The organism is Pseudonocardia adelaidensis (genome assembly GCF_039543345.1).
GTDB lineage: Bacteria > Actinomycetota > Actinomycetes > Mycobacteriales > Pseudonocardiaceae > Pseudonocardia > Pseudonocardia adelaidensis.
Genome location: NZ_BAABJO010000012.1, coordinates 182,907 through 196,311, shown reverse-complemented (window position 1 = coordinate 196,311; position 13,405 = coordinate 182,907). Strand labels below are relative to the sequence as shown.

The 13,405-nt window shown below is 72.6% G+C and carries 14 protein-coding genes; 8 read left to right on the top strand and 6 right to left on the bottom strand.

The annotated features are described in order from the left end of the window. Positions 1-222: 222 nt before the first annotated feature. The 4 genes from recF to dnaA all read right to left on the bottom strand — a co-directional run bounded on the left by recF (position 223) and on the right by dnaA (position 5,808). Positions 223-1,353: a DNA replication/repair protein RecF gene (recF, locus tag ABEA81_RS18270; protein WP_345606355.1), complete on the bottom strand. Its 1,131-nt coding sequence runs from the start codon at positions 1,351-1,353 to the stop codon at positions 223-225. A gap of 8 nt (positions 1,354-1,361) precedes the next feature. Then, the gene (gene gnd / locus ABEA81_RS18265) at positions 1,362-2,306 is read right to left on the bottom strand and encodes a phosphogluconate dehydrogenase (NAD(+)-dependent, decarboxylating) (protein WP_345606354.1); all 945 of its coding nucleotides are present in this window, start codon (positions 2,304-2,306) and stop codon (positions 1,362-1,364) included. A gap of 33 nt (positions 2,307-2,339) precedes the next feature. Continuing rightward, positions 2,340-3,500: a DNA polymerase III subunit beta gene (gene dnaN / locus ABEA81_RS18260; RefSeq protein WP_345606353.1), complete on the bottom strand. Its 1,161-nt coding sequence runs from the start codon at positions 3,498-3,500 to the stop codon at positions 2,340-2,342. Between the two features lie 724 nt (positions 3,501-4,224). Further along, positions 4,225-5,808 (bottom strand): chromosomal replication initiator protein DnaA, encoded by a 1,584-nt coding sequence (gene dnaA / locus ABEA81_RS18255; protein WP_425570597.1) that lies wholly within the window; start codon positions 5,806-5,808, stop codon positions 4,225-4,227. A gap of 493 nt (positions 5,809-6,301) precedes the next feature. On the opposite strand from dnaA, the gene rpmH reads away from it, so the two are divergent. From rpmH to ABEA81_RS18215, 8 genes are all read left to right on the top strand, one after another. Then, the gene (rpmH, locus tag ABEA81_RS18250) at positions 6,302-6,445 is read left to right on the top strand and encodes a 50S ribosomal protein L34 (RefSeq protein ID WP_345606351.1); all 144 of its coding nucleotides are present in this window, start codon (positions 6,302-6,304) and stop codon (positions 6,443-6,445) included. A gap of 13 nt (positions 6,446-6,458) precedes the next feature. After that, positions 6,459-6,818 (top strand): ribonuclease P protein component, encoded by a 360-nt coding sequence (gene rnpA / locus ABEA81_RS18245; protein WP_345606350.1) that lies wholly within the window; start codon positions 6,459-6,461, stop codon positions 6,816-6,818. Continuing rightward, positions 6,811-7,095, top strand: a complete 285-nt coding sequence (gene yidD / locus ABEA81_RS18240; RefSeq protein WP_345606349.1) for a membrane protein insertion efficiency factor YidD — start codon at positions 6,811-6,813, stop codon at positions 7,093-7,095. The genes rnpA and yidD overlap by 8 nt, the downstream gene beginning before the upstream one ends. Then, complete coding sequence (yidC, locus tag ABEA81_RS18235; RefSeq protein ID WP_345606348.1) at positions 7,089-8,183, top strand: membrane protein insertase YidC; 1,095 nt, start codon at positions 7,089-7,091, stop codon at positions 8,181-8,183. Before yidD ends, yidC begins: the two co-directional genes overlap by 7 nt. 93 nt (positions 8,184-8,276) lie before the next feature. Further along, on the top strand, positions 8,277-8,777 hold the full coding sequence (locus ABEA81_RS18230) for a Jag family protein (RefSeq protein WP_345606347.1): 501 nt from the start codon (positions 8,277-8,279) through the stop codon (positions 8,775-8,777). Continuing rightward, positions 8,770-9,429: a 16S rRNA (guanine(527)-N(7))-methyltransferase RsmG gene (gene rsmG / locus ABEA81_RS18225; protein WP_345606346.1), complete on the top strand. Its 660-nt coding sequence runs from the start codon at positions 8,770-8,772 to the stop codon at positions 9,427-9,429. Before ABEA81_RS18230 ends, rsmG begins: the two co-directional genes overlap by 8 nt. Positions 9,430-9,452: 23 nt before the next feature. Further along, on the top strand, positions 9,453-10,388 hold the full coding sequence (locus ABEA81_RS18220; RefSeq protein ID WP_345606417.1) for a ParA family protein: 936 nt from the start codon (positions 9,453-9,455) through the stop codon (positions 10,386-10,388). Then, positions 10,381-11,445, top strand: a complete 1,065-nt coding sequence (locus ABEA81_RS18215) for a ParB/RepB/Spo0J family partition protein (protein WP_345606345.1) — start codon at positions 10,381-10,383, stop codon at positions 11,443-11,445. The genes ABEA81_RS18220 and ABEA81_RS18215 overlap by 8 nt, the downstream gene beginning before the upstream one ends. A gap of 160 nt (positions 11,446-11,605) precedes the next feature. Here ABEA81_RS18215 and ABEA81_RS18210 read toward each other — a convergent pair whose 3' ends face one another. Together ABEA81_RS18210 and ABEA81_RS18205 are read right to left on the bottom strand one after the other, a co-directional pair. Then, positions 11,606-12,268 (bottom strand): nitroreductase, encoded by a 663-nt coding sequence (locus tag ABEA81_RS18210; protein ID WP_425570596.1) that lies wholly within the window; start codon positions 12,266-12,268, stop codon positions 11,606-11,608. A gap of 155 nt (positions 12,269-12,423) precedes the next feature. Then, on the bottom strand, positions 12,424-13,380 hold the full coding sequence (locus ABEA81_RS18205; protein WP_345606342.1) for a D-alanine--D-alanine ligase family protein: 957 nt from the start codon (positions 13,378-13,380) through the stop codon (positions 12,424-12,426). Positions 13,381-13,405: the final 25 nt, after the last annotated feature.

Here is a 13,405-nt window from a genome sequence, read left to right as displayed (position 1 = left end):
GGAGGCCTCCCGGGCCGCGCGCAGTGCGTCGCGGGCGAGATCCGCGCCACGGCTGCGACCAGCGGTCGCCTCGCTTTCATCCCCAGGGTTGGGGACAGGCTGCCTCGAAAGGGGTGCGATGGGCGGTTCCCCGGACACGACAGGCGGTCGTTTCCGCTCGTCATCACCAGTGCGACGGAAGTTATCCACAGTATCCACACCTTTGTCCCCAGGTGGGTGAGATCACAGCCGACCTCCTGACGTCGCCTCTTGCGCGAGGCGCTCCACCCGCCCTCCGTTCACCGCGAAGCGGTCGCCGTCCAGACCCTCCGGGACGTCCTCGGCCACCGCGGCGGTGATCAGCACCTGTTCGGCGCGGCGAGCGACGTCGGCGAGTGCCGTACGCCGACGGCTGTCCAGCTCCGCGAACACGTCGTCGAGCACGAGGACCGGCTCGACGTCGTCCGCGCGGAGCAGCCGGTAGGACGCCAGCCGCAGTGCGAGCGCCAGCGCCCAGGACTCCCCGTGGCTCGCGTACCCCTTCGCCGGGCCGTCCCCGAGCCGCAGCTCCAGGTCGTCGCGGTGCGGTCCGACGAGGCAGACGCCCCGCTCCACCTCCTGCCGCCGCACGCGCCCCATCGCCTCCAGCAGGAGCTGCTCCAGCCCGTCCGCCGACGCCGGGAGCTCGCCGTCGAGGCTGCACCGGTAGCCGACCGCGATCGGGTCCGAGGTGGGCGCGACCTCGGCGAACGCCTCCACCGCGTGCGGCCCGACGGCGGCGACGAGCTCCAGCCTGCCTGCGAGCAGCGCGGCGCCGTGCCGCGCGAGGTGGCCGTCCCACACGTCGAGCGTGCGCAGGTCGCCGCCGCCCCGCGCGGTCTTCAACAGGGCGGAGCGCTGCCGCAGCACGCGGTCGTAGTCGGAGCGGACGGCGGCGTAGCGCGGGAACCGCAGTACGAGCAGGTCGTCGAGGAACCGGCGGCGCTCGCCCGGGTCGCCGCGCACCAGCGCGAGGTCCTCGGGGGCGAACAGGACGGTGCGCAGGATCCCCAGCACGTCCCGCGGCTTCGCCGGCGCGCGGTTCAGCCGGGCCCGGTTGGCCCGCCCTGGAGCGATCTCCAGTTCGACGGCCAGCTCGCGGCCCTGGTGCACCACGAGCCCGCGCACGAGCGCCCGCGCCGCGCCCCGCCGGATGAGCGGGGCGTCGGTCGCCACGCGGTGCGAGCCGAGGGTGGCCAGGTACCCGGCGGCCTCCACCAGGTTGGTCTTCCCCACCCCGTTCGGCCCGATGAGCACCGTGACGCCCGGCCCCAGGTCGAGCTCGGCGCTCTCCCACGAGCGGAAGTCCGTGACGGCTAGTCGGCTGAGGTGCACGGGGTCACTTACTGGGTGCTGCCGGTACCCGAGCTCGGGCCGGCGTGCTCCCCGGGGGTGCCGGCCGGCCCGGCCGCCGAGCGCACGGCGTGCCCGCCGAACCGCTGGCGCAGGGCCGCGACGGCCCGCATCGCGGGCGACGAGTCCTGCCGGGACGCGAACCGCGCGAACAGCGCCGCGGAGATCACCGGCAGCGGCACGGCGTGCTGGATGGCCTCCTCGATCGTCCAGCGCCCCTCGCCGGAGTCCTCGACGTAGTCGTCGAGCCTCGCCAGGCCGGGGTCCTCCCGCAGCGCGTCGACGAGCAGGTCGAGCAGCCACGAGCGCACCACGGTGCCGCGCGACCACGCCTGCAGCACCCCGGGCACGTCGGTGACGAGCTCGGCCGCGGAGAGCAGCTCGAAGCCCTCCGCGTAGGCCTGCATGAGGCCGTACTCGATGCCGTTGTGGACCATCTTCGAGAAGTGCCCCGCGCCCACCGGACCCGCGTGCACGAAGCCCTCCTCGCGCGGTCCCTCGGGGCGCAGCGCGTCGAAGATCGGCATGGCGCGTTCGACGTGCTCCGCGGATCCGCCCGCCATCAGGCCGTAGCCGTTGGCCTTGCCCCAGATCCCGCCCGAGACGCCGACGTCGAGGTAGCCGATCCCCTTCTCGTCGAGCAGCGCGGCGTTGGGTCCGTCGTCGGTGTAGCGCGAGTTGCCCCCGTCGATCACGAGGTCGGCCGGCTCCAGCACGTCGCCGAGCGCCCGCACGGTGCTGCGCGTCGGCTCACCGGACGGGACCATCACCCACACGACCCGTGGCGCCGTGAGCGCCTTCGCGAGCGCGGCCAGCGACTCGACGTCGCTCACCTCGGGGCGCGGGTCGTAGCCGACCACCTCGTGGCCGGCGGACCGCAGCCGGTCGCGCATGTTGCCGCCCATCCGGCCGAGCCCGATGAGTCCCAGTTGCACGTTGTCTCCCCCGGAGTCGGGCGCGCCCGGCCGTCAGCCGGGCAGGCGCACGGGCATCAACAGGTGCAGGTAACCCGGCACCGGTTCCGCAGTCTCCTCGGTGCCCCCGTCCTCCGCAGGCGCGGCCGGGACCGGGCGCACCAGTGCGGGGCGGTTCGGCGTGGTGAACGTGAGCTGCGCCCGCTCGGTGTGCAGGGCACCGAGGCCGTCGAGAAGGTACCCGGGGTTGAACGCGATCACGAGCGGCGCGCCGTCGAGATCACACGGAAGCTCTTCCTCGGCGCTGCCCACGTCGTCGCCGCCCGCGGCGAGGCGCAGCCCGTCGTCGGCGAACTCCATGCGGACCTGCGCGACGCGGTCGGTGACCAGCGCGACGCGCTTGATCGCCTCGACGAGCGGGGCGACCTCGATGACGGCGGCGCTCGTGTGCTCGGCCGGGATCAGCTGGCGGAAGCGCGGGAACTCGGCGTCGAGCAGCCGGGTGGTGGCCCGGCGGCCGCCGCCCGTGATGCCCAGCATCCCGTCGCCCGCCGACAGGGCGATCTCCACGGTGCCCGCGCCGGAGAGCGTCTTCGCGACCTCGGCGAGCGTGCGCGCCGGGATCAGCACCGCGCTCGACTGCGCGTCGTCCTCCGGGGTCCAGTCCAGCTCGCGGACGGCGAGCCGGAACCGGTCGGTGGCCGCGAGGGTGAGCCGCTGCCCCTCGATCTCCAGCCGGATGCCGGTGAGCATCGGCAGCGTGTCGTCCCGGCCGGCCGCGACGGCCACCTGGGCGACGGCCTCGGCGAGCTCGCTCGCCGCCACCGTGCCGGCGAGCTGGGGCATGGCCGGCAGCTGCGGGTAGTCCTCGACCGGCATGGTGGGCAGGCTGAACCGGCTGTTGCCGCAGTTGATCGTGGCCCGGGCGCCGTCGACGACGAGGTCGACCGGCTTGGCGGGCAGCGCTCGGGTGATGTCGGCGAGCAGCCGGCCCGAGACGAGCACCCGGCCCGGATCGCCGATCGTGGCGTCGAGCTCGACGCGCGCCGACGTCTCGTAGTCGAACCCGGAGACCGTGAGCCGGTCGCCGTCGGCCCCGCCCGCGGCCTCGACGAGAACGCCGCCGAGCACCGGGACCGGCGGCCGCGCCGGGAGGCTGCGGGCCACCCAGGCGGCGGCGTCGGCGAGGACGTCGCGTTCGACCCGGAACTTCATGAAGGGACCTCTCGCGCTGAGGACGACTCGGGGTCGCCGGCTCGCATGCCGGCGGGCGTTGTGGGTGCGGCGCCCGGACGCCGCCGCGGTGCCGGGAGGACCCGGTCCGGGGAGACCACCGTAGAGCCTCCGGACAGCGGGTGTCATCCCGGCCATGGGGTACCCGATCGAAGCACGCCCGTCCGATCCATCCACGCCGCTTCTTCTCTCTTAGATGTTCAAAGAGAGAAGACCAGTAGTAGTGAAAGGGCCTGTGCGCAGTGTGGATGGGCGACGTTCGTGCTGGTCGGAGGCCGTGTTCGGATGTGGAGACCGGCGTGGGCGCACCGGTGGGCGGATGGGGGGACCCGTGGATGACGCTCCGGATCGGGCAACTGTCCCCGCGGTGGACACCGGTTTTCCACCGGGTGCGCACGATCCGTCCACGGGCCCCTCGGCGTCCATCCACAGAGTTGTCCCCAGATGTGGGTGAAGAGTGGTCGGGTGGGAACGCAGCGCGACCGGATCCGCGCGGCGGAACTCACTGTGAGCAACCCGCGGAGCTGCCTCGTCGCACAGGAGTGACGATGCCCGGTGACCGCGCGTGGTGACGCAGCGCTGATGGCCGTGCACGGGGAGCGATCGCACAGAGCCACGAACTGAGCCACGAACTGAACGAGCGGCACCCTCGTCCGTACCCATGGGACGGGTGTGCCGCTCGTACGACGGGGCCGGCGCCCGCGCGTCAGTGCCGGGCGCGCTGCTTGATCCGCGCCGTCAGCTCCTGGACCTGTTCGAAGGTCTTCCGGCGCTGGGCGATCTCGTTGCGGATCTTCTTGTCGGCGTGCATGACGGTGGTGTGGTCGCGGCCGCCGAACGTCTGCCCGATGCGCGGCAGGGAGAGATCGGTCAGCTCGCGGCACAGGTACATGGCGATCTGGCGGGGCTGGGCGTGCGCCTTCGACTTCCCCGGCCCGCACAGCTCGTCGATCGTGACGCCGAAGAACTCGGCGGTGACGGCCATGATCGTGGGCGCCGTGATCTCGGACGCCGCAGAGTCCGGGATGAGGTCGCGCAGCACGATCTCGGCGAGCTGCGTGTCGACCGGCTGCCGGTTCAGCGACGCGAACGCGGTGACGCGGATGAGCGCGCCCTCCAGCTCCCGGATGTTGCGCTCGATGCGCTCGGCGATGAACTCCAGGACGTCGCCGGGGACGGCGAGCCGGTCCTGCGCCGCCTTCTTCCTCAGGATCGCGATCCGGGTCTCCAGCTCGGGCGGCTGGATGTCGGTGATGAGACCCCACTCGAACCGCGTCCGCATCCGGTCCTCGAGGGTCTCGAGGCGCTTCGGCGGCCGGTCGGAGGAGACGACGATCTGCTTGTTGGCGTTGTGGAGGGTGTTGAAGGTGTGGAAGAACTCCTCCTGGGTGCCTTCCTTGCCCTCCAGGAACTGGATGTCGTCCACCAGCAGCACGTCGACGTCGCGGTAGCGGCGCTGGAACGCCACCTTGCGGTCGTCGCGCAGCGAGTTGATGAAGTCGTTCGTGAACTCCTCGGTGGAGACGTACCGCACGCGCATGCCGGGGAACAGCCGCTGCGTGTAGTGGCCGACCGCGTGCAGCAGGTGGGTCTTGCCCAGCCCGGAGTCGCCCCAGATGAAGAGCGGGTTGTACGCGCGGGCGGGCGCCTCGGCCACCGCGACGGCGGCGGCGTGGCTGAAGCGGTTGGACGCCCCGATCACGAAGGTGTCGAACGTGTACTTCTCGTTCAGCCGCGTCTGCGAGCGCGGCGTGACGGTCTCGCCCGCCGGCGGGCCGGAGTAGGTGGGCCAGACCTCGGGGGGGCGCGCCTCGCCGTTCTCGCGGGGACCGCCGCCGCCCCGCACGCCGTCGGCCTCGACGACCGCCGCCGCGAGGGGGCCCGTGGTGGGCAGGGCGACCCCGTCCGAACCGGCGGGCTCGTCCCGCTGCTGCTCGGCGGGCACGCGCTCCTCGGCATCGCGGGCGACGGCGGTGACGGTGCGGCTCGGCATCCCCGGTGGGTCCGGGACCTCGGTGCCGCCGGACGCCGCGGAGGCGTCGACGACGACCGCGAGGTTGACCGTGACGCCCAGGTGCCGCCCGAGCGCGTCGCTGATCGGCCGACGCAGGATCCGCTCGATCGCGTCCTTGGCGAACTCGCTCGGCGCGGCGAGCAGCGCCGTGCCGTCGATCAGACCCAGCGGACGCGTGAGGCGGAGGAAGGCGCGCTGCTGCGGGGAGAGCGACTGACCCGAGCCCGCCGCGGCGCCGGAGAGATCGGCGATGACGCGGTTCCAGACCTGTCCCAAGTCTCCTGGTTGGTCGGCCACCGGTCCGCGCTCCCCTCCGGTCGTCGCCCCGGACGACTACGCACCCCGGGTGAAGGGGCGATCATCCCCAGACTTGTCCACACCTGTGCGCAAGACGGTACGCGGGCACGCAGCGTGAGAGACGCGCGGGCCCGGGCAGCCGACCGATGTGGCGATCCCCCCGGATCTACCTGTGGAAGGGGGCACGCTAACAACGTCGGGGCCATGCCACAAGCCGCTGCTGTCACGCAATCGGGCACCAGGATGGTCTCGGGCGACGGGGGTGGCCTGGTTTGACCCCTTCTCCACACGCTGCGTACCCTGGTTGCAACCGTGCCCGTACATGCGGGTCGAGTGCTGCCCGTGGTGCGCCCAGTCGTGCGCCGGGAGCGGCGCCCGATCCGTGCGGGCGCCGAAGCACCACCGTCCGAACCACCCGCATGATGATCAGCGACGGCCTGCCCCGCACCGCCGTCGTCCAGGAGAGCCGACCGTGAGCAAGGGCAAGCGCACCTTCCAGCCCAACAACCGCCGCCGGGCCCGTACGCACGGCTTCAGGCTGCGCATGCGCACCCGCGCCGGGCGCGCCATCATCGCGGCCCGCCGTGGCAAGGGCCGCCAGCGGCTCTCCGCCTGATCCGGCCGGACCGGTGCTGCCGGCGGGGTTCCGGCTCACGCGCCGGGACGAGTTCGTCGCCGTCCTCCGGCGCGGGTGGCGCAGCGGCCGGTCCAGGCTCGTGGTCCACATGCACTGCCCCGCGGCCGACGGTGCGCCGCGTGCCGGGCTCGTGGTGAGCAAGGCGGTGGGCGGCTCCGTCGTCCGCCACCGCGTGAGCCGTCGCCTGCGGCACCTGATCGCGCCACGGCTCGAGGGGCTCCCCGCCGGTGCGATGGTCGTGGTGAGGGCGCTGCCGCCGGCAGCGGAGGCCTCATCGGCCGAGCTGGGCGTCGACCTCGACGCCGGTCTGCACGGCGTTCTCCGGAAGGCGGGTGCCACCCGCCGTGGATGACGAGCGGCGATCCCCGCTGACGCGGCTGCCCGTGGCGCTCCTGCGCGGCTACCAGCGCTGGGTCTCTCCCGCGCTCCCGCCGACCTGCCGCTTCTACCCCTCCTGCAGCGCGTACGCGATCGAGGCACTGCAAGTGCACGGGGTGCTGCGCGGTTCGTGGCTCACGGTCCGGCGGTTGGTGCGCTGCGCGCCATGGCACCCTGGCGGGGTCGACCCGGTGCCGCCGCGCCGATCCCGCCCGGCCCGGAAGAACATCGAGGAGCAAGCCCCGTGCTGAACTTCATCTACTACCCGGTCTCGTTCATCCTCTGGGTCTGGCACGAGGTCTTCGGCTTCCTCCTCGGCCCGGACAACGGCGTCGCCTGGGCGCTGTCGGTGATGTTCCTGGTCTTCACCCTGCGGGCCATCCTGTACAAGCCGTTCGTGCACCAGGTGCGCTCGATGCGCCGGATGCAGGAGTTCCAGCCGGAGATCGCGAAGCTCCGCAAGAAGTACGCGAACGACAAGCAGAAGCAGGCCGAGGAGATGCAGCGGCTCCAGAAGGAGCACGGCGTCAACCCGCTCGGCGGCTGTCTTCCCGTCCTGGTGCAGGTTCCGGTGTTCATCGGCCTGTTCCACGTGCTGCGCGAGTTCGGTCCCCTCAACGGCGACGGCTCGCCGCGCACCCAGAACTACTTCTTCGGGCTGGAGGAGGTCCAGTCCTTCAACCGCTCCTCCCTGTTCGGGGCGAAGCTGGGCAGTTGGGTGACGCAGGGCGAGCAGGTGCTCAACGCCGCGGGCACCTCGATCGCCCAGATGCTGATCGTGATGATCCCGCTGATGATCGCCGCGGGCATCTTCACCCACATCACCGCCCGGCACTCGGTGGCCCGGCAGACCGCGGCGCAGGCCGAGAACCCGCAGACCGCGATCATGAACCGGCTGATGCTGTACGTCTTCCCGATCGGCGTCGTCGTCGGTGCGCCGTTCCTGCCGCTCGCCGTGCTCCTCTACTGGGTGTCGAACAACCTGTGGACGCTCGGGCAGCAGTACGTCGTGTACAAGCGGATCGACGCCGAGGAGAGCGCCAAGCGCGAGCAGACGGCCGTCAACCGGCAGGCGCGGGCTCCCCGGCCCGGCCAGAAGCCGGTCCGCCCGGAGGCCGCTTCGGCCGAGGAGAAGAAGCCCGCGAAGCGCCCGGGTGCCAAGCCGATCACCCCGAAGCCGGCCGGATCCGGCCCGAACGGCGCCGCACCGGCGACCGAGCCGAAGAACACATCCGGCAACGGCTCGGGCGTGAACGGCAGCCAGGGCGGTGCCGAGCGCGGAGCGCGCAGCGGAGGCGGCTCCCGGCCGCCGGCGCGCCGCCCGCGCAAGCGCCGCTGACCCACGAGACATCCGCGGTCGCCCCACCGGCGGCCGCAGCGGCGCGTTCCGGACCACCGGACGCGCCGCACCTGTTCAGAGAGGAGACGCATCGTGCCGAAGACTGCGCAGGACGGGCCCACCTCCGCCGAGGACCAGCTGGTGCGAGAGGGTGACATCGCGGGCGACTACCTCGAGCAGCTGCTGGACATCCTGGACTACGACGGCGACATCGACCTCGACGTCGAGGCGGGACGCGCGATCGTCAGCATCGTGGGTGGCGACGACCTCGACAAGCTCGTCGGGGAGCGCGGCGCGGTGCTCGAGGCGCTGCAGGAGCTCACGCGGCTCGCGGTGCAGCAGGTGTCGGGCAACCGCAGCCGGCTGATGCTCGACATCGCGAAGTGGCGGGAGGGCCGCCGCGACGAGCTCACCGCGCTCGGCACGCGCACGGCCAACGACGTGCTGGAGACCGGCGAGTCGGTGCGCCTCCGCCCGATGACCCCGTTCGAGCGCAAGGTCGTGCACGACGCCGTCGCGAAGGTCAAGGGCGTGGCCAGCGAGAGCGAGGGTGAGGAGCCGCGCCGGCAGGTCGTCGTCTTCCGCAGTGCCTGATCCGGGCACTGCTGTCTTCGGCGAGCGCCTGCCGCTCGCCCGGCGCTACGCCGAGCACCTCGCTACCACGGGGGTCGAGCGCGGACTGCTCGGTCCCCGTGAGGTGGACCGCGTGTGGGATCGGCACGTGCTCAACTGTGCGGTCGTCGCGGCGCTGGTGCCGGATGGCGCGCGTCTGGTGGACGTGGGTTCGGGAGCGGGCCTTCCCGGGATACCGTTGGCACTGGCCCAGCCCGATGCCCGGGTCGTGCTCGTGGAGCCGCTCGCTCGTCGGGTCGAGTGGTTGCGAGAGGTGATCGCCGATCTCGGCGTGGCGGTCGAGGTGGAGCGGGGCCGGGCCGAGGAAGATGACGTGCGGCGGCGATGGGAGGGAGCCGACGTGGTGACCTCTCGTGCCGTCGCACCGCTGGCCCGCCTCGCTGGCTGGTGCCTGCCGCTGCTCCGGCCCGGTGGGCACATGCTCGCGATCAAGGGGGCCGGCGCGGCGGACGAGGTGGAGCGGGACGCAGCAGCCGTGCAACGGCTCGGCGGCGGGGTCCCCCGGATCGAACGGTGCGGGTCGGGGATCATCGATCCTCCGAGCACGGTGGTCGTCGTCGAGCGGGAGACCGGTGCCCCGGTCCGCGCGGCGCGCAGGAGAGGGCGGGCGTGACGTTCAAGGTGTCCCAGTACGAGATCTCCCCCGACCATGTTTCACGTGAAACACCCGGGTGGACGCCGATCGCGGAGGAAGCGGCGCGCGCCGCGCGCGTGCTGCACCCGGACCGCTACCGGATGCCGCGCCCGAGCCACCGGCGGGTCCTGACCGTCGCCAACCAGAAGGGCGGCGTCGGGAAGACCACCAGCACCGTCAACCTGGCCGCGGCGCTCGCCATGCACGGCGTCCGCGTGCTCGTGATCGACCTCGACCCGCAGGGCAACGCCAGCACCGCGCTCGGCGTGGACCATCGGCTCGGCACGCCGTCGGTGTACGAGGCGTTGCTGGGCGAGATCCGGCTGGCCGAGGCTGCGGCGGAGAGCACGGCGTCGCCGAACCTGCTGTGCGTCCCGGCGACGATCGACCTGGCCGGTGCGGAGATCGAGCTCGTCAGCATGGTGGCCCGGGAGAACCGGCTGCGCCAGGCCCTCTCCCCCGAGGCGCTCGACGAGCTCGACGTGGACTACGTCTTCGTCGACTGCCCGCCATCGCTCGGCCTGCTCACGGTCAACGCACTCGTGGCGGCCAACGAGGTGCTGATCCCGATCCAGTGCGAGTACTACGCCCTGGAGGGTCTCGGCCAGCTGCTGAGCAACATCGACCTCGTGCGCGCCCACCTCAACACCAGCCTGCACGTCTCGACGATCCTGCTGACCATGTACGACGGCCGCACGAAGCTCGCCGACCAGGTCACCAGCGAGGTGCGCGAGCACTTCGGGCCCACGGTGCTCCGCACCGTGATCCCGCGCAGCGTGAAGGTCTCCGAAGCTCCCGGGTACAGCCAGACCGTGCTGGCCTACGATCCCGGCTCCCGCGGATCGATGAGCTACGTCGACGCGGCGCGCGAGATCGCCGAGCGTGGCGCGGAGATGCCCGTGCCGCCCGACCGGGATGGCGGTAGCCGCAATGCCTGAGAGCGAGGCGCCTCCGACGCGCCCCACCCACGGGTCCGCCCCGCAGCGGAAGGGTGGGCTGGGGCGCGGGCTGGCCGCGCTCATCCCCACCGCGCCCGCCCAACAGGACGGTGCGGTCGCCGGCCCCGGCGTAGCCGGCCCGGGCGGCGGCAGCCGTGCGACGTCGGCGCTGGCGGGCCCGACCATCCCGTCGCCCGCTCAGCCCGGTGCCTCCGAGCGCGCCGGCGCGTCGGCGGCGCCGCTGCCGGTGGGCGGCGCCGTGTACCGCGAGATCGAGCTCGCCGCGGTGCAGCCCAACGCGAAGCAGCCGCGCACCCAGTTCGACGAGGAGGCGCTCGCCGAGCTCGAGCACTCGATCCGTGAGTTCGGGTTGCTCCAGCCGATCGTCGTGCGCGAGATCGGTACGGGCTCCTACGAGCTCGTCATGGGCGAGCGGCGCTGGCGGGCGGCCCAGCGGGCCGGCCTCACCACGTTGCCTGCGATCGTCCGGAAGACGGGCGACGACGCGATGCTGCGCGACGCCCTGCTGGAGAACATCCACCGCGTCCAGCTCAACCCCCTCGACGAGGCGGCGGCCTACGAGCAGCTGCTGGCCGAGTTCGGTGTCACGCAGACCGAGCTCGCCGATCGGCTCGGGCGCAGCCGCCCCGTCGTCACGAACACCATCCGGCTGCTGAAGCTGCCGGTGTCGGTCCAGCGACGGGTCGCGGCAGGCGTGTTGTCGGCCGGGCACGCCCGAGCGCTGCTCGGCGTCGAGGACGCGGGTCAGCAGGAGGACCTCGCCGCCCGCATCGTCGCCGAAGGGATGTCGGTGCGGGCCACGGAGGAGGCCGTCGTGCTCCTGCGGCGCGACTCCCCCGCCTCCGCCGCCAAGCCGGCCCGCCGGAAGCCGATGCAGGCACCGGGCCTGCAGGACCTCGCGGAGCGCCTGTCCGACACGTTCGACACGCGCGTGAAGGTCGAGCTCGGGCAGCGCAAGGGTCGGATCGTGGTCGAGTTCGGCTCGGTCGAGGATCTGGAGCGGATCGCCAAGCTCATGGACCGCGCCGACGGCTGAGTACCCTCACCCGCCCAGTGGCTCGGCGGCCCGGCAGCGGCCTTCTCAGGGCGCCCTGTGCGCGCCGCTGGCGGCCTGGCGGGAGTGCCCCGGTATGGCGGGGTGGAACGGGCGATGTTTCACGTGAAACGCCGCCTGGTCCCCGCCGCGCTCCTGTCGATCAGGTGCATCTCGCACTCGGCCGCGTGCCCGGCTGGGAGTCGGCGAAAGTGACGATTTCCGCCAGTGGCGCCCGGTCGATCCGGACGGGACGAGCTGCGGCGTCCTCGAACCCGATCGACAGGCCGCAGAAGAGGATGAGGCCGTCCGCCGGGGCGACGATCTCGGCGACGGTGCGGTGGTAGACGGACCACGCCATCTGCGGACAGCTGTGCAGTCCCTCGCCGCGGAGCAGGAGCATGACGGTCTGGAGGTACATGCCGACGTCCGCCCACTGCGGAGGCCCCATGCGGCGGTGGATGTAGCAGAACAGGACGGTGGGCGCGCCGAAGCAGTCCCAGTTGGCGGCGATCGCCTTCTCGCGGGCTCGCCGGTCCTCGCGAGCGATCCCGAGTGCGGCGTAGCGCTGAGCGGCCGCGGTGGACCTGCGCGCACAGTAGGGCGGCGCCAGGTCGGGCGGATACATCTCGTACTCCCGCGCGTCCCCGGGATCGCCCGCCGCTGCGCGGGCCCTGGTTCGCCGCTTGAGCTCTGTGAGTTGCGCACCATCGACGACGTACACGCGCCACGGCTGGAGGTTGGCTCCGGACGGAGCTCGGCGCGCAGCCGACAGCACACGCTGGAGCGCCTCCCGCGGAACCGGCTCACCCGTGAACGCGCGCACGGCTCGCCTGCTCCCGACTGCCTCGTAGACATCCACGCCCACCTGACGGATAGGGGCCAGGAGAGGTGACTGTGACTGCAGCGTGTTTCACGTGAAACGGCGGCACCGGTCTGGTGGTGTTTCACGTGAAACAACGCGCCTTCCGGGACGGTGTTTCACGTGAAACAGCCGCGTGCGATCGCGCGCTCGACGAGGGCCGAGTAGAGCGCACCCAGCTCCATGCCGGCGGCCCGGACCGACAGGGGTAGCAGCGAGGTCTCGGTGATCCCCGGCGACACGTTCACCTCGAGCACCTGGATGTGGCCGTCCGGTTCGACCACGGCATCGGTCCGCGAGACGTCCCGGAGACCGAGCAGCTGATGGGCGGCGAGCGCCGTCTCCTCCACGCGGGCGAGCGTCGCCGCGTCCAACCGGGCGGGGCAGTGGAAGGAGACGGTGCCGGGGGTGTAGCGCGCGGTGTAGTCGTAGACGCCGCCCCTGGTGTCGATCTCCACGGGGGGCAGCGCGCGCGGCCCGGCGCCGTCGTCGACGACCGTCACGGCGACCTCGGTACCGCGCACGAACCGTTCCGCCAGCACCGTGTCCGAGTAGGCGAGGCAGCTGACCATCGCCGCGGGAAGCTCGGACCGGGCGGCGACCACCTGCGCGCCGAGCGCCGACCCGCCCTGGTCCGGCTTCACCATCATCGGGAGACCGAGTCGATCGACCATCGCGTCGAGAACCGCTTGCGCCCCGAGCGCCCGGAAGGTGGCGTGCGGCAGCGCCACCCAGTCCGGCGTGTCGAGGCCGGCGCCTGCGAGCTCCGCCTTCGCCGTCGGCTTGTCCCACGCCCGCCGGCACGCCCGCGCCGGTGTGCCGACGAACGGGACGTCGAGCAGCTCGAGTACGGCCTGCACCGACCCGTTCTCACCCTCTCCCCCGTGCAGCGCGATCGCGACCGCGTCGGGCGGGTCGCTGCGCAGCCGCGCGACGAGTGAACCGTCGACGTCCCACTCGCGCACGTCCGCCCCGGCATCGCGCAGCGCGGTGGCGAGCCGGCGACCGGACCGCAGGGAGACCTCGCGTTCGTGGGAGAGCCCACCGGCCAGCACGGCCACGGTTCGTTCGATCACCGCCGCATTCTGCGGCACCGGTCCA